The sequence below is a fragment of the Sandaracinobacteroides sayramensis genome, from assembly GCF_022014495.1.
GTDB classification, from domain to species: Bacteria; Pseudomonadota; Alphaproteobacteria; order Sphingomonadales; family Sphingomonadaceae; genus Sandaracinobacteroides; species Sandaracinobacteroides sayramense.
Genome location: NZ_JAKLSQ010000007.1, coordinates 1 through 19,493 on the forward strand (window position 1 = coordinate 1; position 19,493 = coordinate 19,493).

Here is a 19,493-nt window from a genome sequence, read left to right on the forward strand (position 1 = left end):
CCACGTACCTGAAACGCTCGTATCTCAAACGTCGATACAGACTCCTGGGATAAAACTGGCGCCGAGCCCAGAAGAAGCGCCAGGATCAGCGTCCCACGTCCGATCGCCATACGTCCGATGGGCGCCGCCGCCCCAAATCGTCTCAGCATCAAATCCGCGCCCCTAAGCCACAGGCAACGCCCCGGCCGAAGCCGGGCGATGCCCGCGAAACGATCCAAACACGTAAGAGACGGGGAAAACCGGCGCACACACGCCAAGACGCAAACCCCGTCGACGAAGGCGCCCTTAGAGCGCGCGCTGCACACGCCTCAAGTCAAATCTGGGAAATCCCGGCGCCGAAATGCGTTTCTACCGCCCGGGTGCAAGCATGGTTTCAATTTCGTTACGACACATAATTGATTGGTATTGAATCGTGAAAAATATATTCTATAGTAATCATATTGTCATCAACGGATATTGAACATTGAAAGACGTTATACGATCTTTTTGTTCAGATAACAGAAAATCCCCGAAGGCTTTACTTGCCTTCGGGTTGCACGATTTCATGCGGGCGGCGCCAGCCGGGCGCCGCCGGATTTCACACCGTCGCGGCGCGCACCGCCATTGCCCTCGTCTGGCTGGGGGGCTCCCCGAAGCGCCGCATATAGGCGCGGGAGAAAGGCGAACTTTCCGCGAAACCGGCGCGCCGGGCGATCTCGGCGATCGGGCGGCCGTCGCGGCCGCTCGCAAGCCTGGCATGCGCCCAGTCGAGGCGGACGGTCTGGATATATTCCTTCACCGACATGCCGAGGCAGAAGCGGAAGCCCTTGCGCAGCGTCTGCGCCGTCACACCGACGAGCGTCGCCAGCTCTTCGGTGTCGTAGGCGCGGCTGTGGTCCTCGCGCACCAGCCGCATCGCCTCGCTGACCGAGCGCACCGGGGTGAAAAGCTTTTCGCCGCCGCTTTCGGGGAGAAGCCGCTCGGCGAGGCGGCGGTAGAAATTCGCCTCGATCGCCAGAAGCGCCGGCCGCTGCTGGGGTTCGGCGTCCGCCACCAGCGCCAGAAGGAGGTGCAGGGTTTGCTCCAGCTCCCGGCCGGACTGGAGAAGGGTGGCGACCGAAGTCAATTTGCAGGCGCCGCCGACCGCGGCGCTCAGCGCCGCGTTCAACCGGTCGCGCCGCAGATGAATGGCCAGGCACCAGCTCCCCTCGCGCCACAGCGCCGTCACCTCCTCGCCCCGCGCGAACAGGAAGGGGGTGTTTTCCGGACAGTCGTGGCGGTGGGCTTCGGTCAGGATCTCCAGATCGCCGCCCAGCGGCACCAGCAGCAGGGCCCGATGCGCGGGCACGCGGTAATCCGCGCCGGAATGGGGTGGGGATGCGCGCATGTCGACGATCAGGTCGCCGACATGCAGGCGGTAGCGCCCCATGGCCCGAACCGGATCGGACGGCGGCAACTTCAGAGCCATCACCCCCCCAGGAGCCGGGCCGCCGGCGGGGCCGGCAGCCTTCATGGGAAAGCGCGGCGGCAGGTCGGTTGCGGATGCAGGCAACTGGCAGTCCATGGGCGCTCCCTTCACTTGGGAAGAGGACGCGGCCGCCAGCTAGCGCAAAGGCGCGTGAAAATTATTTCCCTGCCGGCGACCGGAGGACGCTTTCATCGGACTGACACGAAGATTTCATCTCCGGCAGGCAATGGCGATGGCAAATTGATGACTGTCGCACGCCACCATGAACCTGCTTCCGCCATGAACCCGCCTGCATGAGCTACGCCACTCACAGTTCGCTGCTGACGCGATCTGGCGCCGTCGTCTTTTCGACGGCCATTCACGCTGCGCTGGGTCTTGCGCTGCTGTTGAACCTGCACGCCGGCACGCCGGACGCCGGGGCGAGCGGCGGCGAGGCGGGGCGCGTGCTGGTGGTGGAACTGCTGCCGCTGCCGGACGGCGGCTCGCAAGGCCATGGAGACGAGCTTCGCAAGCCCGCCGACCATGCGAAGGAAAGCGTGATCGAAGGCGCGGGCGCCGGCCCTTCTGCCCATCCCGCCGAAAACGCGCCGCGCCTGGGCACGCCGCCGCGCGGCGACGAAGGCGACAGCCGCAGCGCCGGGCTCGACGGGCTGGAAGCGAAGGAAGATGGGGCGCCGGCGCTTTCCGGCGCCGAAATGCAGGCCTTCCGCGCCCTGCTGCTGCGCCATATCGAGCGTTACCGCCAATATCCGCCCGAGGCGCGCGCGGCGAACCGGGAAGGCGTCGTTCGAATCCAGTTCGTGATGGACCACAAGGGCGACGTGATCGAGGCCTGGGTGGAACTGAGTTCCGGGTCGGTGGTGCTCGACGACGAGGCGATCGCCGCGGTGATGCGGGCGCGCCCCCTGCCCTTGCCGCCGCAGGGCTGGCCGCAGACGTTCGGGGTTTCGCTGCCGATCGGATTTGCGCTGCAATGATGGCGATCGCCATCCCTCTTCCGGCGCCGGGGCGCGACCTGATGCCGCTGGCCCGCTTCTGCGCCTGCCTTCTGGCCGCGCTGCTGCCAATGATCCCGGCTCTGGCGGCCGGAGGCGATCCGGCCGGCTCCGCCCAGCGCTACGAGATGGCGGCCCTGCCGCTGGACATGGCGCTCGCCCGCTTTTCCGAAATCAGCGGTGTCGACGTGCTGCTGCGCGCGCCGGCGGATGGCGGCCGCCTTTCCCCGGCGCTCGTCGGCCGCTACCGCCCGGCGGACGCGCTGGCGCGGCTGCTGGAAGGGTCGGGGCTGGTCGCGCGCTTCACCAGCGACCGCTCCGCCGTGATCCTGCCCGAGGCCGAGGCGCAGCAGGCCTGGAGCCGGGATGTCGTGCGCGGCAGGGAGCGGCGGCCGCTCCTCAATCTGGACATGATGCGGGTGACGGCGCCGCGCACGATCGGCGGCGCGCCGCGCGGCGACGGCGACGAGGCCTTCGCGCGGCTGCTGGTGGTGGCGATCCGCCGGATGGTGATGGAAGGCGCCATGTTCGAGGGCGGCAAGGCCGCCGACATGCGGATCGTCACGCGGATCGCCGAGGATGGCGCGCTCTACGACGTGCGGATCGTGCAGGGCAGCGCCGACCAGGCGCTGGACGCGCGCGCCACCGCGCTGCTGGAAGGCGCGAACCTGGGGCTGGTGCCGCCCGAGGGGCTGCGCCAGCCGCTGATGTTCGAGCTTTCGGGGCGCTGATGTCGGAGTCGAGCCGCCTCCTGCTTCGGCGTTCGCTGGTCGACGGCTATGCGCAGATGCTGCGCCGGCTGACGCGGCGGCTGGGCTCGGATTCGCTTGCGAGCGAAGCCTTGAGCGAAACCTGGCTGCAATTGGGGAAAGGCGGGGAACTGGGGCAGATCGCCGACGCCGACGCCTATGTCTATCGCGCGGCGCTGAACACCGCCAGCGCGCTGGGCAAGCGCGAGCGGCGGCAGTCGGCGCATGCCGACATCGCCGAAATCCCCGAGCCCGCCGACGAGACGCCGCTCGCCGACCGGGTCGTTTCCTCCCGGCAGGAAGTGGAGCGGATGCTGCAGGCGCTGGCCGAACTGCCCGAGCGCCAGCGCGACGCCTTCCTGCAATGCTATCGCGGAGACACCCCGCCCGAGCTTCTGGCCGAGCGCTATCAGGTGAGCGTGCGCACCATCCAGAACGACATCAGGGGCGCCATCCTGCACTGCGCCGACCGGCTGGGGCGAAAGAATGTTTTCGCTGGCAGGCGGGTAAATCTCTCTAGCCAATAGGAGTATAGTTTTTTTGCCGTATGGAACGCACATGCTGACCGGAAATCCGCTTTTCCCATGACCATGGGGAATGGCATCGGCGCAGGCCAGCCGGGGGGCCGGAATCCGCTCGAACTCGAAGCGGTGGACTGGGTCGTGCGCCTGACGGTCGGGCAGCTTTCCGACGCGGACAAGCAGGCGTTCGAGCGCTGGCTGGGCGCCAGCGCGGCGCATGCGCATGCCTTCGCGGCCGCTTCGGACCTCTGCGGGGACATGCGCCATGTCGCCTTGCAGATCGCGCCGGAGGATGTGGAAGCGCTTGCCCCCGCGCCGGAGACGGCGAGCGTCCTGCCCTTCCGCAAGTCCGCCCATCCACAGACCCGCCAGCCGGCGCGCGGCTTCGACCGCCGGGCTTTCCTGGGCGGCGGCGGGGCGCTGGCGGCGGCGCTGGCCGGCGGTCTCGTCCTCACCAACCCGCCGCTGGAACTGTGGCCGTCGCTCGCCGAGCTGATGGCGGACGAGCGGACCGCCCCCGGCGAGCGGCGCAGCTTCAGCCCGATGGCGGGGGTGAATGTGGAGCTGAACTCCCGCTCCAGCGCCTATCGCACCGCGCGCGGCAATGGGCTGGACCTGGTGGGCGGCGAAGCCTTCGTGTCGGTGGACGGCGACGGGCGCCCGTTCCGCGTGACGGCGGGCGGCGGCACGGTGAGCGCGCGGCAGGCCAGCTTCAACGTGCAATCCTATGACGGCGATTTCTGCGTGACCTGCGTGAGCGGCTCGGTGGCGGTGGCGCATGGCGACCGGCGGCAGACGCTGGAAGCCGGGCGCGAAGTCCGGTTCACGGCGGCCGGCGAAATGCGGCAGGCCGAAGCCGACGAGATGGTGCGGCTGGCCTGGCGGCGCGGGCTGCTGGTGCTGCGCCGCACGCCGGTTTCCGAAGCCATTCCGCAGATCAACCGCTATTTCCCCGGCCGGCTGGTGCTCGCCGACAGTTCCAAGAGCGACTGGCCGGTGACGGGCGTGTTCCATATCGACCAGATCGAACTGGCGGTGGTGCAGTTGCAGCGCCTGCTGGATGTGGGGGCCCGGCGGTTGCCGGGCGGAGTGGTGGTGCTGAGCTGAGAGCGGGCATTTCCAACACCCGTCACCCCGGGCTTGACCCGGGGTCCGACTTTCTTCCTCAAACGCGGCGCCGCAGAAAAGCTGGACCCCGGGTCAAGCCCGGGGTGACGAGGCGTTGCATAGCCGCCACTTCCCAACGGAACCGACGTTCGCCGCCTGGGTTTGCAAACCGCACGATCACCAAACCGAAAGGGGCAGCGGCACCCCCGCGCCGCCGCCCCTACCGTGACGAACCTGTCTCGTGCCGGCAATTGCCCCCGCCGACCCGCTTGTGAATGCACATTGCATGCCAACCATCCGGGACAGGCATTTTTGCTTTTGATTCAGATTATTAATAAATTCTGTCGCCCGATCGGCCGCCAAGGTTTGTAAAGATTCCCGACGGGGTTAACCCAAGCGGCTGACAGATCAGCCGTTTCCTTCCGCGACGCAGATGGTCTAAGGCTCCCCGCGTGCGCCCGAACAGCCCTGTCATCCTGCCGTCCCCCTCCTTCCTGCTGACGGTGCTGTGCCTCTGCCTCGCGGCCTGCTCCACGCCGAAGCCGCCGCGCGGCCAGCCGAAACCGGGCAGCAGCATCACCGTGGTGCCGAACCAGCCCGCCAGGCCCCGCTGGCAGGCCGTGCCCGCGAAAGCCGATGGGGTGGCGGTGCCCGGCGGCCGGCGGCATATCGTGAAGCGCGGCGAAACCGGGATCGCCATCGCCCGCGCCTATGGCGTGAACTGGAGCCGTATAGCCGCCGCCAACAGGATCGACCGCGACGCGACGCTGGAAATCGGCCAGGCGCTGTTCATCCCCACGGCAACCGCCACTCCCTCCACACCGAGGCCCACGCCCCCCCGCCCGCGCCCGGGCGCCAGCCCGGAGGAGCAGGCGGCCGCCTTCCGGCTGGATGTGGACGACCTCATCACCGGCTCCGCGCCCGCCGTCTCCAGCCGGCCGGCCGCACCGCGCCCCGGCCAGACGCCCGCACCGCCGCGGCCGGCCGCGCCTGCCCCCGCCGCCCCGGTTCCCAGCCTCGGCTGGCCGGTCGATGGCCGCGTGCTCCTCTCGCGCTATGGCGCCAAGCCCGGCGGGCGCTTCAACGACGGAATCAACATCAAGACGCTGCGCGGCGCCGCCGTGCGCGCCGCCGCCGACGGCGAGGTCATCTATGTGGGCGACGCCATCTCCGGCTTCGGGCTGATGATGCTGATCCGCCACTCCGGCGGCACCGTCACCGGCTACGCGCATCTGGAAGACGCCCTGGCCGACCGGGGCGACAAGGTGCAACGCGGCCAGCCCATCGCCCGCGCCGGCTCCAGCGGCAACGCCCAGGAACCGCAACTCCACTTCCAGCTCCGCCAGGGCCGGCGCACGCTGGACCCGATGCAGTATCTGCCGAGGTAGGAACGCCAGGGGGCTTTGCCCCCTGGACCCCCAGCAGGAGGGTGACCCTCCTGCACCTCCATAAGTTTGCAGAAGAGCCCCCCGAAAGCCGACGTGCTGATACGCACCTTGGTTTCCGGGGGGCTCTTCTGCAAACTTAAAGGGGGTCAAGGGGCGTCACGCCCCTTGCGGGGTGCAGGGGCAGAGCCCCTGCGTTCCACCTCAGGCCGATTCAGCGTCCGGGGCAGTTCGCCTCGGTCTGGACGGTGAAGGTGGTGGCGCTGGCGTTTTGCGGGGTGGCCAGCGTCAGGTCCACGCGGGCCGGCGTGCCGCTGCGGGTGGTCAGGCGGATCAGCCGGCAGTCGTGCGGGAAGCAGTCGTTCAGTGTGGGGTCTTCGGCCGGCGGCGTGCGGCCGCCGGAAACGCGGAGCTGGGTGATGGTGACGGCGGCGCTGGCAGGCGCCGTCAGCGTCACGTCCTGCCAGCCGGCGTTGCGGCCGCGCACGGCGACGATGTTGTCGATCGACGGGTTGGAAGGGCATTGCAGCGTCGGCCGCTGCTGGCCGGAGATGGCGCGGACGGGGCCGAGCTGCAGGCTGGCGTAGCAGTCGCGGCGCGGCTCGCGGGTTTCGACGCTGGCCGGGCCGGGCTGGCGGCAGCGGGTGACCGGGCCGACGGTTTCGGTGGTGAAGCCGCGCGGGCAGGTGAAGCCGCGCGGCGTCAGTTGCGCCGGGATCACATTGTCGGGCCCGCGCACTTCGACGCGGGCGCTGGCCGGCAGGGCTGCGCAATGGCTGTTCTGGGCGGCAGCAGGCGCGGCGAGCGCCAGAAAGGCAAGGGCAGCGGCCGGAATACGCATCTGAATTTCTCCCGAATCGGATTCCCACTCTTTGCCCTGCCCTCTGCGCCTTTCCAATCCCGTTCCGCGCGACTAGGAGGTTCCCATGTCCGAAACCGTCGAGCCTCAAGCGCCTGCCCCCGGCAGCGATATCGCCCCCGTGAACCTCGTGGAGGAGATGCGCTCCTCCTATCTCGACTATGCGATGTCGGTGATCGTGTCGCGGGCGCTGCCCGATGTGCGCGACGGTCTGAAGCCGGTGCACCGGCGCATCCTGTTCGGTTCCCACGAGAACGGCTTCAACAGCAACAAGCCCTATCGCAAGTCGGCGCGGATCGTCGGCGACGTGATGGGTAAATATCACCCGCATGGCGACAGCGCCATCTACGACGCGCTGGCGCGGATGGCGCAGGACTGGTCGATGCGGCTGACGCTGATCGACGGCCAGGGGAATTTCGGATCGATGGACCCGGACCCGCCGGCGGCCATGCGCTACACCGAAGCGCGGCTTTCGAAGGCGGCGGAAGCGCTGCTGGACGATCTCGACAAGAACACCGTCGACTTCGTGCCCAACTACGACGGGCAGGAGCAGGAGCCGAGCGTGCTTCCGGCGCGCTACCCGAACCTGCTGGTGAACGGCGCCGGCGGCATCGCCGTGGGGATGGCGACGAACATCGCCCCGCACAATCTGGGCGAAGTGGTGAACGCCTGCCTCGCCTATCTGGACGACCGGGCGATCAGCGCCGAGGCGCTTATGGAGCATGTGCCGGCGCCCGATTTCCCGACCGGGGCGCTGATCCTGCGCACCAGCGGCATCGCCAGCGCCATGACCACCGGACGCGGATCGATCCTGATGCGCAGCCGGCATGTGATCGAGGACCGGCGGAGCACCGGCCAACAGATCGTCCTGACGGAAATCCCTTATCAGGTGGGCAAGTCCGGCCTTGTCGAGAAGATCGCGGAAGCGGTGAAGGACAAGCGGATCGAGGGCGTGTCGGACCTGCGCGACGAAAGCAACCGCGAGGGCGTGCGCATCGTGCTGGAGCTGAAGCGCGACGCCGTGCCGGACGTGGTGCTGAACCAGCTCTGGCGCTACACGCCGGCGCAGTCCAGCTTCGCCGTCAACATGCTGGCGCTCAGGGCCGGGCGGCCGGAGCAGCTTTCGCTGCGCGACGTGATCGAGGCGTTCGTCGCCTTCCGCGAGGAGGTGATCGGCCGCCGCTCGCGCTTCCTGCTGGAAAAGGCGCGGGACCGGGCGCATCTGTTGCTGGGCCTCGTCATCGCCGTCACCAATCTCGACGAGGTGGTGGCGATCATCCGCGGCTCCGCCTCGCCGGCCGAGGCGCGCGAGGCGCTGATGGCCCGCAACTGGCCGGTGGCCGAGATCGCCCCCTATCTGAAGCTGGTGGACGACGCCGAGCTGGAGCTGGAGGGCGAGGAATTCTCCGGCGGCACCTACCGGCTTTCCGAGCTGCAGGTGCGCGCCATCCTCGACCTGAGGCTGCACCGGCTGACGGCGCTTGGCCGCGACGAGATCGGCAAGGAACTGGAGGAGCTGGCGGCGACCATTGCCGACCTGCTCGACATTCTCTCCAGCCGGGCGCGGCTGGTGCAGGTGCTGCGCGGCGAGCTGATCGAGGTGCGCGACCAGTTCACCACCCCGCGCCGTTCGGAGATCGTGCAGGCGGACGATGTGGAGGACGAGGACCTCATCGCCCGCGAGGACATGGTGGTGACCGTCACCCATTCCGGCTGGATCAAGCGCGTCAGCCTCGACAGCTACCGGGCGCAGAAGCGCGGCGGCAAGGGCCGGCAGGGGATGGCGACCAAGGAAGAGGATGTCATCACCGAGCTGTTCGTGGCGATGACCCATGCGCCGGTGCTGTTCTTCTCCACCTTCGGCAAGGTCTACCGGATGAAGGTGTGGAAGCTGCCCGAGGGCACGCCGCAATCCAAGGGCCGGGCGATGGCCAACCTGCTGCCGCTGGAGCCGGGCGAGACCATCCGCACGGTTCTGCCGCTGCCCGAGGACGAGGCGGAGTGGAGCCGGCTGCATGTGATGTTCGCCACCGCCAAGGGGCTGGTGCGGCGCAACTCCATGGACGCCTTCTCGAACGTGCCTTCCAACGGCAAGATCGCCATGCGCTTCGAGGAAGGTTCGGAAGACCGGCTGATTGGCGTGGCGCTCTGCCATGAGAGCGAGGACATCCTGCTGGCGGCGCGCAGCGGCAAGGCGGTGCGGTTCGAAGTGACGGCGGTGCGCGAGTTCCAGAGCCGCACGGCGACCGGCGTGCGCGGCATGGACCTAGAGGAGGGCGACGAGGTGATCTCGCTTTCCGTGTTGCGCCGTGGCGGCAACAGCACTGAGGCGCGCGAGCAGTATCTGAAGTCCGCGACGTGGAAGGCGGAACCCGCTTCGCTGGAAGGGCTTTCGCCCGAGCAATTCGCCGACATGGCCGCGAACGAGCAGTTCATCCTGACCATCACCGCCAACGGCTATGGCAAGCGCAGCTCCGCCTATGAATATCGGCGCACGAACCGCGGCGGGAAGGGGATCGTGAACATCGACACCTCGGCGCGCAACGGCCAGGTGGTGGCGAGCTTCCCGGTGGAGCCGGCCGAGCAGCTTATGCTGGTGACCGACCAGGGCAAGCTGATCCGAATGCCGGTGAGGGACATCCGCATCGCCGGCCGCGCCACGCAGGGCGTGACCCTGTTCAAGGTGGCGAACGACGAGCATGTGGTTTCCGCCGCCCGCATCCGCGAAAGCGACGATGAAGAAGGCGGTGAGGAAGCGGGCGATGGCGTGGAAAGGGCAGAGGCTCCGCCCGCTCTCGAAGGGCCTGCCGGCGAATGAGGCTGGTGCTCGGCATCGAGTCGAGCTGTGACGAGACCGCCGTCGCGCTGGTGACGGACGACGGCCGCGTGCTGGCCGAGCGCATCGCCAGCCAGGAGGAAGCGCACCGCCCCTTCGGCGGCGTGGTGCCGGAACTGGCGGCGCGCGCCCATGCCGAACGGATCGGGCCGATGCTGCAATCCGTGCTGGCGGACGCCGGTGTGGAGCTGGAGGCGGTGGACGCCATCGCCGCCACCGCCGGGCCGGGGCTGATCGGCGGGGTGATGGTGGGGCTGGTGACCGGCAAGGCGCTGGCCTTTGCCGCGAACAAGCCCTTGTGGGGTGTCAACCATCTGGAAGGCCACGCGCTTTCGCCGCGCCTCGTCGATCGGGATCTGCGCTTCCCCTATCTGCTGCTGCTGGTATCCGGCGGCCATTGCCAGTTGATCGCGGTGGAGGGTGTTGGCCGCTATCGCCGGCTGGCGACCACCATCGACGATGCGGCGGGCGAGGCGTTCGACAAGGTGGCGAAGATGCTGGGGCTGGGGTTCCCGGGCGGCCCGGCGGTGGAACGCGCGGCCGTGGGCGGAAACCCCGACGCCGTTCCCCTGCCCCGCCCGCTGGTAGGTTCGGGCGAACCGCATTTCAGCTTCGCCGGGTTGAAAACCGCCGTTCTGAGGGCCGTCGAAAGCGGCCGATATGCCGTGGCGGACATCGCCGCCAGCTTTCAGGCCGCCGTCACCGACTGCCTTTCGGACCGCACGCGGATCGCCCTTCGCGCCACGCCGGATGCGACGGCCCTGGTCGTGGCGGGCGGCGTTGCGGCCAACAAGGCGGTGCGGGCGGCTCTGGAAGCGGTGGCCGGAGAGCAGGCGCTGCCTTTCGTGGCCCCCCCCTTGCGGCTTTGCACCGACAATGCGGCGATGATCGCCTGGGCGGCGCAGGAACGGATTGCCGCCGGGCACCAGCCCGAAGAAGACCCGCAGGCCCGGCCGCGCTGGCCGCTGGACCCGGCCGCCGAGCCGGTTCGCGGCGCCGGCGTGAAGGCCTGACATGCCGCGACAGGGGAGGACATCATGACTGCGAGGACAATGATCATCGCCTTGCTGGCGCTGCTGGCGGCCTGCTCGCCGCAGAAGCTCAACGAGGACATGCTGGCGCAGCACACGCCCGACGCCCTGATCCGCCAGGCCAATGCCGACATCGACCGGCTGGTGGCGGAAGGCAGGCTGGCGCTGGAGCCTCCCGCGACCCTTGCCGGCTACCGCGCCGACAACAGCATCGACGAGCGGCCCAGCGCCGTCATCAGCTTCCAGGGGGCGGCGGACGAGCGCGGGCGCTACACGCTCGTCACCCTCCACTATCTGGAATCGCACGGCAAATATCTGTTCGACAGCGTGGAGGTTTCGAAGCGGCGCAACTCGGCCTTCGATTTTCCGCTGTTCCGCCTGTCGGACGGAAGCCCGCTTGGCTGGCTGTTCGCCGCCCTTGGAATCGCGGCGCTGCTCACTTCGCTGACGGCGGCGATCCTCGCCGCCCGAACGGAGGGGCTGGGCGGGAAATGGCTGTGGGTGATCGGCAGCCTCGCCACCTTCGGCAGCTTCTCCGCCGGCTGGTCCAGCGGCAGCTTCGGTATCGGCATCGGCCTGCAATTGCTGGGCTTCGGGGCGACCGCGCAGATCGGCGGCGCGGAATGGATCGTCAGCTTCGGGCTGCCGCTGATCGCCATCCTGTTCCTGCTGCTGCGCTCGGCTGGCCGGCTTGGCGCGAAGGCGGCTTCCTGATGACCATCGCGGTGATCGGCGCCGGCGCCTGGGGCACGGCCCTGGCGAACACCATGGCGCAGGCGGAAGATGTGCTGCTGTGGGCGCGCGAGCCGGAAGTCGTGGAGGCCGTGAATGGCAGCCACCGCAATCCGATGTTCCTGCCCGATGTGCCGCTCAGCCCGCGGGTGCGGGCGACGGACGCGCTGTCCGAGCTTGCCGCGATCGACCTCTGGCTGGTGGTGCCGCCGGCGCAGTTCCTCGGCCGGGTGCTGGCCGGCGCGCCGCTGGCGCATGCGCCGACGCTGGTGCTTTGCGCCAAGGGCATCGAGGCCGGAACCCACCGGCTGATGGCGGAGGTCGCGGCCGATGTGGCGCCGGATGCGCCGCTCGCCGTGCTGTCCGGCCCAAGCTTCGCCGCCGAAACCGCGCGCGGCCTGCCGACCGCCGTGACGCTGGCCGCCAGCAGCATGGAAGCGGCGGCGGCGCTCGCCGAACGCATCGCCCGGCCGACCTTCCGCCCTTACGCCTCCGACGATGTCGCCGGCTGCGAGATCGGCGGCGCGGTGAAGAATGTGCTGGCGATCGCCTGCGGCGTGGTGATCGGCGCCGGCCTCGGCGAAAACGCCCGGGCGGCGGTGATCGCCCGGGGCTTCGCGGAAATGACCCGCTTCGGCGTCGCGCGCGGCGGCCGGGCGGAGACGCTGGCAGGTCTGTCGGGCCTCGGCGACCTCGTTCTCACCTGCGGTTCCACCCAATCCCGCAACATGTCGCTCGGCATGGCGCTGGGGCAGGGGCAGACGGCGGAACAGGCGCTTTCCGGCAAGCTCTCGGTCGCCGAAGGCGCGGCCACCGCGCCGGTGCTGGTGGAAGCGGCCGCCTCCGCCGGCGTCGACATGCCGATCGCCGCCGCCGTCGCCGACCTGCTGGCCGGCCGGGCGAACGTCCGCGAGGTGACCGACCGGCTGCTGAGCCGGCCCCTGAAGGCCGAATTGGGCTAAAAACCCCTTCTAAGGCGCATTCTGCAACAAACCCGTTATCCAGTTGTCACCGACTGGTCATCACCTCCAGATATAGCGTTTCGGCAATCGCTCACCCACAATCGGCAGGGGCATTGCATGGTCAGCGTCGCCCGTATGGAAGACGGTTCCCGAAATTTCCCGCGTCTGGCGGACCCGCTGCCGACCCCGGCCTGGCTGGAGGCGCCCGACGAGGAGGAGCCGAAGCGCAAGCTTCGTTTCCGCACCGTCTTCATTTCCGACACCCATCTCGGCACCTCGGGCTGCAACGCCGAGCTGCTGTTCGATTTCCTGAAGTCGATCGAGTGCGAGACGCTCTATCTGGTCGGCGACATCATCGACGGCTGGCGGCTGAAGCGCGGCTGGTTCTGGCCGACGCGCCACAATGACGTGGTCCGCCGCATATTGAAGATGGCGAAGAAGGGCACGCGCGTCGTCTATGTGCCGGGCAACCACGACGAAGTGCTGCGCGATTTCATCGGCCTGGGCTTCGGCGACATCGAGATCCGCCCGGAGGCGATCCACATCACCGCCGACGGCCGCAAGCTGCTGGTGCTGCACGGCGACGAGTTCGACGGCGTGGTGCTCTATCATCGCTGGCTCGCTTTCCTCGGCGACCATGCCTATGTCGCGCTGCTGAAGCTGAACGTGGGCTTCAACTGGTGCCGGCGGCAGTTCGACCTGCCCTACTGGTCGCTTTCCGCGCATTTGAAGAAGCGAGTGAAGAATGCGGTGGAATATGTCTGCCGCTACGAGGAAGCCGTCGCCCATGCCGCGCGCGACCGGGGCGCCGATGGCGTGGTGTGCGGGCACATCCACTCGGCCGAAATCCGCCAGTTCGGCGACATCACCTATTACAACGACGGCGACTGGGTGGAAAGCTGCACCGCGCTGGTCGAGCATGACGACGGGCGGATGGAGATACTGGACTGGGCCGAGAAGGTCCGGGCCGAGATCGCCGCCGGCCAGCCCGTGAAGGCCCGCAAGTCGCGCGGCGCGCTGGTGCCCGTCGGATGAGCAGGCTGGCGCTGGTGTCCGATGCCTGGGCACCGCAGGTGAATGGGGTCGTCCGGACCTTGCAGACGACCGCGCGGATGCTGGTGGAGCGGGGTTGGGAGGTGACGGCGGTCACGCCCGACCGCTTCCGCTCCTTCCCCTGCCCCACCTATCCGGAAATCCGGCTGGCGATGTCCGTGCCGGGCGCGGTGGGGCGGATGATCGAGGAAAGCGGCGCGGAGGCCGTGCATATCGCCACCGAAGGCCCGCTGGGGCTTGCGGCGCGGCGGCATTGCCTGCGGCGGGGCCGTCCCTTCACCACCAGCTTCCACACCCGCTTTCCCGACTATCTGCACGCCCGTTTCCGCCTGCCGCTAGGGGCGAGCTGGTCTTATCTGCGCTGGTTTCACGGCCCGGCGCGTGCCATTCTGGTGGCCACGCCCCGCCTGGCGCAGGAACTGGCCGGGCATGGGCTGGAGCAGACCCGCCTGTGGTCGCGCGGGGTGGATCTTTCGCGTTTCCGTCCGGGCCTTCCGGCGCCGGACGCCTATGCGAATCTGCCGCGCCCGATCCTGCTGAACGTCGGCCGGGTTGCGGTGGAGAAGAATATCGAGGCGTTCCTGGCGACGCCCGCGCCCGGCTCCAAGGTGGTTGTGGGCGACGGCCCGGCGCTGGCCGAGCTGAAAACCCGCTTTCCGGACGCGCTGTTCCTGGGCGCGCTTTCCGGCGAAGCCCTGGCCCGTGCCTATGCCGGCGCCGATCTGTTCGTCTTTCCCAGCCGCACCGACACTTTCGGGCTTGTGCTGGTGGAAGCCATGGCCTCCGGCCTGCCGGTCGCCGGCTATCCGGTCGCCGGCCCGCTGGATGTGGTGGACGACAGCGGCGCGGGCGCACTGAACGAAGATCTGGGCGCCGCGGTGATACGCGCGCTGCGCATTCCGCGCGCCGCAGCGCTGGCGCATGCGCGCGGCTATAGCTGGGAAGCGGCGGTATCGCAGTTCGAGCAAGCCGTGCGCGCCTGCGGAACCCTTGCCGTCATGCAACAGGACCGTGACAAGACGGACGGGTTGCCGCTAGCTGCCTGAGTCAATTCTTCATACATTCACCAACTCGACATTCCGAGCAGGGAATGCACGCAGGTGAGAAACGCAGTAGGCGCACAGCCATGTAAACGCATGTGGAAGGCGAATAGGCGCAAGTCTGTCCCGTTGAAGCAACCCTAGGTTGGGGACCTTTCGTCACCCCGGGCCTGACCGGGGCGCGCTTTCTGGCCGGCGTGGGCAAATATGCAAGATGCCTGGTCAAGCCTAGGATAACGGGAAATATATCAATTATTTCTATAGGTTTCAACCCAGGGCAGTGCGGATGCACTGCCCTGGGGTCATATGAATCAGAATTTCGCCGTTATGCCGAGGGAGAAGCTGGTACCGACATCATAGGCGTTGATCAGCACCCGGTCGTCGCCCAACGTTTGTGACTCCCGATAGTTGGTACCCAGGATGTTGCGGACTTCGAACTTCAGCTCAATCGGCTGACGACCGAGATCGACTTCTTCCCGAAGCACGAAATCGAGTTGGACCCCCGGCCGCTCGATATAATCGGGTGTGACGCCAGGGCCGCGTTGCGACACGCGGTCTGAGGCAAAGTTCACCAGCAGCGTCTGCTCGGAAAGCTTGCCTTCACGCTGCAGGCCAAGTTGAAGGTTGGCGACATGATCCGATTGCCCGGTCAGTGAATCGCCGTCGCTGAAGAAGAGCGTCGCCTCGGACGGGACACCACCGCTGCCGGGGCTGACCGTCGTGTCTCCAGCCTTCACCTTCAGCTTCGACTGCGTATAGGTGTAGTTGGCGCTGACAAGCAGCCGACGATCGGAGAAGAAGCCGGAATCGCCCAGAGACAGGAACTTCTGAACTTCGACTTCGGCACCATATAGCTGGGCTTCCGGCGCGTTGGCGAAGCTGGTGAAGATGCTGTTACCGGTGGTATAGGCAATAACTTCGATCGGCTTGTCGATCTTCTTGAAGAATCCTCCGACCAGCAGGCGCTCGTCGGTGTTGAAATACCATTCGTAGCGCGCTTCCAGGTTCAAGAGCTCGGAATCGACCAGATAGCGGTTGCCGATGCTGGTCCGGTCATTATCGGTGTCGATATATTGCTGCGGCGCCAGTTCGCGGAACTGCGGCCGAGCTATTGTCTTCGAAGCCGCGAAGCGGAATTGCTGGTTTTCCGCGAAGTTCCAGGTGACGGTCGCCGCCGGCAGCCAATAACTTTCCGAGCGCGAGGTGCGCAGCGCGGCCGGATCGCCGGCATTCCCGAACAGATCCACGATCTGCAGGAACTGACGACCACTTTCGTAGCGAACACCCGCGTTCACTTTCAGACCATCGGCCAGTTCGGCTTCCACCTGGCCATAGCCGGCATGCGTGCGCAGCCCAGCTTCATAGGATGCTACGCCGGCGCCGCCTGTCTGCTCGCTAAGGGTGATATCGTAAGCGTAGATATTGAAGTCGGAAAGCAAGAAGTCCGGCCGCTGCTGCGTCACCGCCAGCGGCAGGGAGGCCTGTGGCAAATAGGCGAACTGCCTGCGGGTCGAATCCCGTTCGTTGTTCGAATAGGCATAGCCGGCCGACACCACGACAGGGCGGGCAGTGGGCAAGGAGTAGCCGACCCCCGCAGTCCCAGCCCAGACGGTGTCGTTCAGGTTGGAAAAGGCAATGCTGCTGCCCGTTCCGCCGCTGCGCAGGTTGTTCACATAGTCACCGACTTCCGACGAATAGACATAAGTGTTGGTGCGCTCATAGGGTGAGTTCCGCTGCGATTTCGCGTAGGTGCCGCGCAAATCGAGGCTGAAGTCACCGAATTTGAACTCTGACACCAGCGACGACGAGAAAAGTTGTCGCTCGAGCCAGTTGGTGACACCACGGTTGATGTTATTGGTGCTGTTGCGATAGTCGTCGCCTGCTTCGATCCGTGCCTGTTTCAGGACATCGCGGATATAAACATTGGTGAAACGGACCTGATGCTCGCCGAATTCATAACCAACGCCGAGCAGGCCGTTCACGAGAATCCGGTTTTCGGTGGAAACGAAGCGAAAGACCTGGTCCGGCGAGAGGCGGTCTTCGGAAATCTGCTGAGCTGACTGACGGTCACCCTCGCGCGTCTGCCAGCTGTTCGACCAGTTAGCCGAGAAGATTACGCCGAGGCGATCTTCCCCCACATCCCAAGCCGTGCCGCCCGTGAAACCGAGCGACATGTTGGCGGGAATGGTATCGTTGCGCTGGATGAGATTGGTTTCAGCGTTGCGCAGGCTGGCCGTGATCGTCTTCATCTCGTCGACTGAGAAATTGCCGCCAGGCGCGATCAGCTTGCCGGAATTCATTGCCGCGCGCAAAGGTGCCGGGGCCGAACGGGCTCCACCATCGAAACCGGTCCAGTCGCTTTGCGAACCCCAATAGGTATAGCCCATCTGCCCGGTGGTGATGGTATCGCCCCCGATGGAGCCGGATACATTCAGGAAGGACTCTTCGGGCACGGCTCGGGTGGTGAGGTTGATGACACCGCCACCGAATTCGCCTGGATAGTTGACTGAATAGCTCTTTTGGACAGCCGTCGAGGAAAGCAGATCGGTCGGGAAGATGTCGAGTGGGACCACCCGCTTCAGCGGCTCCGGCGAGGGGATGGGAAGGCCATTGAGGAGCGCCAGCGAGTAACGCTCTCCAAGGCCCCGCACATAGACATATTTGCCGCCGACGACCGACAAACCGGTCACACGGGCGAGCGCGCCTGCGATATCGCCGTCACCCGCGCGATCGATGTCTGCCTGGGAGAGCACCGACAGCACCGAAGGCGTTGCCTTGATGACATTGGGAATGCTGCGACCAATGACGACGATATCGTCACCAGAAAGGCCTCCGGCACCGGGAGTTGAGACGTCCACATTCTGGTCGCCCCTATCCTGCCCGGCTTCATCGGCGGGCGATGCTTGCTGCGCCCAGGCGGCAGGCGACACGATACAAGCTAGCGCCGTCGTTCCCATCAGCAGAAGCCAGTTGGACAGTTTCATGTTTCTTTATCCCCCGATGATCGCGCGAAAGGTCCGGAAAGGGCGGCCGGACATACCGGCCGCCCCTTTTCGGATCAGGGCTGGATAGGAAGCGGCGGGGCGGTGCAGAGGCTCAGGCCAGCAGGCGTGAAACCGACATTGTTACTGCCGCAGGCCCAGCCGGCGAACCAAGTGTCTGCCTCGTTCTCGAAGGCACCGACATAATTCGCATTCCGGAGATAGGAGTTGATGGTGGACGCATCGAAAGCAGCCACGGCCTTGGCGCCGCTGCCGGGCCAGAATTGGCCGGTGAGAGCATTGGCGCCGTTCAGCACATTGCCGCGGCTGTCCCCGCCCCAGGCTGCCGCACCCGTGGGCAGGGTCGTCAGGATGTTGGTAGCTTGCTCCGTGGTGACGCCAGAGTCTCCATAAGCAGCGCCACCGGCGGCCTCGATGATCACCGAACGGAAGTTCGGCGGGCCTGCCTTCTGAGCCGCGGTGTTCGGGGCGGCAATCGTGGAGGCTTCGCGGAAGTGGACGCCACGCACCAGCGAGGTGAGGATACCGTTCACCAGATTATAGTCGGTGCCGCCACGGAAGAACAGCGAGTGCGAAGCGTTGTCGGCATTGCTGTTGCGGCCGATGAAGGTGAAGTTGGCGAAGGTCGGCCGCGAACGTGGACGCAGAGCGTCGTCGCCCGAGCTGTTCGCTTCGATCACATGGTTGCTGGTGTGGTTAAGCGGACGCTGCGCAACCAGCACGAACTGGTTGTAGCCGCGATAGCCATTGTCCGTGTCGAGCGAATCGTCGTCGGCGCCCGTCACAATCAGATAACGTCCGTTCACCGTGCCACCGAACCATTCGATTCCATCGTCCGAACCGTTGTGCACCTGGATATGCTCGAAGGTGGTGCCGCTGCCGACGCCGCCCAAGGTGATGCCGTTCAGCTCGTTGCCCGGTGTCACCTGGAAGCCGGCGTAGCGCACCTGGAGATAGTTCAGGCGGCCGCTGCTGTCATTCGCGACGGCGCCGCCATAGTAGCCGCCCGCGCCTTCGATCTCCTGTTCGCACTGGGCGGTGCCGCCTTCGGCACCCGCCGCATCGCAGCGATTGTTGGGCGCGCGGCCGAGCAACACAAGACCACCCCAGTCACCGATCGAATCCTCGGTGGCGGTACCCACGATGTTCGAACGGCTGGTCATCACGATCGGACGCGTGGCGGTTCCCACGGCAATGATCTGCGAGCCACGCTCGACCAGCAGGTAGTCGGCACCCGAGGAGCCGAAGATCACCACGCCGGGATCGATGGTGATGGAGGCGCGCACGCCGCCAGTCTTATTGCCTTCGGCGCCGATGTCCTGGCCGATGCGAACGCCGCCATTGAGCGAATAGACGAGATTGGCGATGTTGGGCAGCGCGAGGTTCGTGGTGACCGCACCCCTCAGCTCGCAGTTGCGGAGAACCTGACCCGTGCCGGAGGTGATCGTGCCCTGATCCGTCGTGCCCGTCGGGCAGGCGTCGCCGCCCGGGGTGGGGGTCGGCGTCGGCGTCGGGGTGGGCGTCGGCGTCGGGGTGGGCGTCGGGGTGGGCGTCGGGACGACGATCACACCGTCGCCGGGAGAGGCGACGTCGGTGGCGCCGGAGCAGGCGGCGAGCGCCACGGCCGACCCAAGCAGGAGCAGGGCACGAAGATGAGACATTGGTTCCCCTTTTCGGAAATGTGCGAATCTCAGCCGCATTTCCGCACTCGGCGGCCCCGCGGACCGAGCCTCCCTAGCCGGGGCAAATGGCAGTCTCGTTTCGAAGATGTGAC

The 19,493-nt window shown here is 67.0% G+C and carries 15 protein-coding genes; 11 read left to right on the forward strand and 4 right to left on the reverse strand.

What is annotated here, in order from left to right; all coding sequences use genetic code 11:
* Nucleotides 1–577: 577 nt before the first annotated feature.
* The gene (locus tag L6Q21_RS05530; protein ID WP_237829666.1) at nt 578–1,447 is read right to left on the reverse strand and encodes an AraC family transcriptional regulator; all 870 of its coding nucleotides are present in this window, start codon (nt 1,445–1,447) and stop codon (nt 578–580) included.
* Between the two features lie 293 nt (nt 1,448–1,740).
* Between L6Q21_RS05530 and L6Q21_RS05535 the strand changes: the two genes are divergently transcribed.
* The 5 genes from L6Q21_RS05535 (at nt 1,741) to L6Q21_RS05555 (ending at nt 6,207) form a co-directional block, all read left to right on the forward strand.
* Nucleotides 1,741–2,424: an energy transducer TonB gene (locus L6Q21_RS05535; RefSeq protein WP_237829667.1), complete on the forward strand. Its 684-nt coding sequence runs from the start codon at nt 1,741–1,743 to the stop codon at nt 2,422–2,424.
* On the forward strand, nt 2,421–3,173 hold the full coding sequence (locus tag L6Q21_RS05540) for an STN domain-containing protein (protein ID WP_237829668.1): 753 nt from the start codon (nt 2,421–2,423) through the stop codon (nt 3,171–3,173). Before L6Q21_RS05535 ends, L6Q21_RS05540 begins: the two co-directional genes overlap by 4 nt.
* Nucleotides 3,173–3,718 carry an RNA polymerase sigma factor gene (locus L6Q21_RS05545; protein ID WP_237829669.1) on the forward strand — a complete coding sequence of 182 codons (546 nt, stop codon included), beginning with the start codon at nt 3,173–3,175 and terminating at the stop codon, nt 3,716–3,718. The genes L6Q21_RS05540 and L6Q21_RS05545 overlap by 1 nt, the downstream gene beginning before the upstream one ends.
* Before the next feature lie 57 nt (nt 3,719–3,775).
* Nucleotides 3,776–4,819, forward strand: a complete 1,044-nt coding sequence (locus tag L6Q21_RS05550) for a FecR family protein (RefSeq protein WP_237829671.1) — start codon at nt 3,776–3,778, stop codon at nt 4,817–4,819.
* Nucleotides 4,820–5,271: 452 nt separating this feature from the next.
* Nucleotides 5,272–6,207, forward strand: a complete 936-nt coding sequence (locus L6Q21_RS05555; protein ID WP_237829672.1) for a peptidoglycan DD-metalloendopeptidase family protein — start codon at nt 5,272–5,274, stop codon at nt 6,205–6,207.
* Nucleotides 6,208–6,418: 211 nt separating this feature from the next.
* On the opposite strand, the gene L6Q21_RS05560 is transcribed toward L6Q21_RS05555, so the two are convergent.
* Nucleotides 6,419–7,045: a hypothetical protein gene (locus L6Q21_RS05560; RefSeq protein WP_237829673.1), complete on the reverse strand. Its 627-nt coding sequence runs from the start codon at nt 7,043–7,045 to the stop codon at nt 6,419–6,421.
* A gap of 85 nt (nt 7,046–7,130) precedes the next feature.
* On the opposite strand from L6Q21_RS05560, the gene gyrA reads away from it, so the two are divergent.
* From gyrA to L6Q21_RS05590, 6 genes are all read left to right on the forward strand, one after another.
* The gene (gene gyrA, locus L6Q21_RS05565; RefSeq protein WP_237829674.1) at nt 7,131–9,881 is read left to right on the forward strand and encodes a DNA gyrase subunit A; all 2,751 of its coding nucleotides are present in this window, start codon (nt 7,131–7,133) and stop codon (nt 9,879–9,881) included.
* The gene (gene tsaD / locus L6Q21_RS05570) at nt 9,878–10,912 is read left to right on the forward strand and encodes a tRNA (adenosine(37)-N6)-threonylcarbamoyltransferase complex transferase subunit TsaD (RefSeq protein WP_237829675.1); all 1,035 of its coding nucleotides are present in this window, start codon (nt 9,878–9,880) and stop codon (nt 10,910–10,912) included. Before gyrA ends, tsaD begins: the two co-directional genes overlap by 4 nt.
* A 24-nt stretch (nt 10,913–10,936) precedes the next feature.
* The gene (locus L6Q21_RS05575; RefSeq protein ID WP_237829676.1) at nt 10,937–11,644 is read left to right on the forward strand and encodes a hypothetical protein; all 708 of its coding nucleotides are present in this window, start codon (nt 10,937–10,939) and stop codon (nt 11,642–11,644) included.
* Nucleotides 11,644–12,624 (forward strand): NAD(P)H-dependent glycerol-3-phosphate dehydrogenase, encoded by a 981-nt coding sequence (locus L6Q21_RS05580; RefSeq protein ID WP_237829677.1) that lies wholly within the window; start codon nt 11,644–11,646, stop codon nt 12,622–12,624. Before L6Q21_RS05575 ends, L6Q21_RS05580 begins: the two co-directional genes overlap by 1 nt.
* Nucleotides 12,625–12,759: 135 nt before the next feature.
* Entirely contained in the window at nt 12,760–13,659 is a 900-nt protein-coding gene (locus L6Q21_RS05585) for a UDP-2,3-diacylglucosamine diphosphatase (protein ID WP_237830014.1), read from the forward strand.
* On the forward strand, nt 13,656–14,723 hold the full coding sequence (locus L6Q21_RS05590) for a glycosyltransferase family 4 protein (RefSeq protein ID WP_237829679.1): 1,068 nt from the start codon (nt 13,656–13,658) through the stop codon (nt 14,721–14,723). Before L6Q21_RS05585 ends, L6Q21_RS05590 begins: the two co-directional genes overlap by 4 nt.
* A 305-nt stretch (nt 14,724–15,028) precedes the next feature.
* On the opposite strand, the gene L6Q21_RS05595 is transcribed toward L6Q21_RS05590, so the two are convergent.
* Nucleotides 15,029–17,701 (reverse strand): TonB-dependent receptor domain-containing protein, encoded by a 2,673-nt coding sequence (locus tag L6Q21_RS05595; RefSeq protein WP_237829681.1) that lies wholly within the window; start codon nt 17,699–17,701, stop codon nt 15,029–15,031.
* Between the two features lie 74 nt (nt 17,702–17,775).
* Nucleotides 17,776–19,380 (reverse strand): hypothetical protein, encoded by a 1,605-nt coding sequence (locus L6Q21_RS05600; protein WP_237829683.1) that lies wholly within the window; start codon nt 19,378–19,380, stop codon nt 17,776–17,778.
* Nucleotides 19,381–19,493 lie beyond the last annotated feature (113 nt).

What these genes read in the sequence shown, in the direction of transcription:
- L6Q21_RS05550 (WP_237829671.1), top strand. Translation starts at nt 3,776, where the DNA reads ATGACCATGGGGAATGGCATCGGCGCAGGCCAGCCGGGGGGCCGGAAT.
- gyrA (WP_237829674.1), top strand. Translation starts at nt 7,131, where the DNA reads ATGTCCGAAACCGTCGAGCCTCAAGCGCCTGCCCCCGGCAGCGATATC.
- L6Q21_RS05595 (WP_237829681.1), bottom strand. Translation starts at nt 17,701, where the DNA reads ATGAAACTGTCCAACTGGCTTCTGCTGATGGGAACGACGGCGCTAGCT.
- L6Q21_RS05590 (WP_237829679.1), top strand. Translation starts at nt 13,656, where the DNA reads ATGAGCAGGCTGGCGCTGGTGTCCGATGCCTGGGCACCGCAGGTGAAT.
- L6Q21_RS05580 (WP_237829677.1), top strand. Translation starts at nt 11,644, where the DNA reads ATGACCATCGCGGTGATCGGCGCCGGCGCCTGGGGCACGGCCCTGGCG.
- L6Q21_RS05535 (WP_237829667.1), top strand. Translation starts at nt 1,741, where the DNA reads ATGAGCTACGCCACTCACAGTTCGCTGCTGACGCGATCTGGCGCCGTC.
- L6Q21_RS05530 (WP_237829666.1), bottom strand. Translation starts at nt 1,447, where the DNA reads ATGGCTCTGAAGTTGCCGCCGTCCGATCCGGTTCGGGCCATGGGGCGC.
- L6Q21_RS05600 (WP_237829683.1), bottom strand. Translation starts at nt 19,380, where the DNA reads ATGTCTCATCTTCGTGCCCTGCTCCTGCTTGGGTCGGCCGTGGCGCTC.
- L6Q21_RS05545 (WP_237829669.1), top strand. Translation starts at nt 3,173, where the DNA reads ATGTCGGAGTCGAGCCGCCTCCTGCTTCGGCGTTCGCTGGTCGACGGC.
- L6Q21_RS05585 (WP_237830014.1), top strand. Translation starts at nt 12,760, where the DNA reads ATGGAAGACGGTTCCCGAAATTTCCCGCGTCTGGCGGACCCGCTGCCG.
- L6Q21_RS05575 (WP_237829676.1), top strand. Translation starts at nt 10,937, where the DNA reads ATGACTGCGAGGACAATGATCATCGCCTTGCTGGCGCTGCTGGCGGCC.
- tsaD (WP_237829675.1), top strand. Translation starts at nt 9,878, where the DNA reads ATGAGGCTGGTGCTCGGCATCGAGTCGAGCTGTGACGAGACCGCCGTC.
- L6Q21_RS05540 (WP_237829668.1), top strand. Translation starts at nt 2,421, where the DNA reads ATGATGGCGATCGCCATCCCTCTTCCGGCGCCGGGGCGCGACCTGATG.
- L6Q21_RS05560 (WP_237829673.1), bottom strand. Translation starts at nt 7,045, where the DNA reads ATGCGTATTCCGGCCGCTGCCCTTGCCTTTCTGGCGCTCGCCGCGCCT.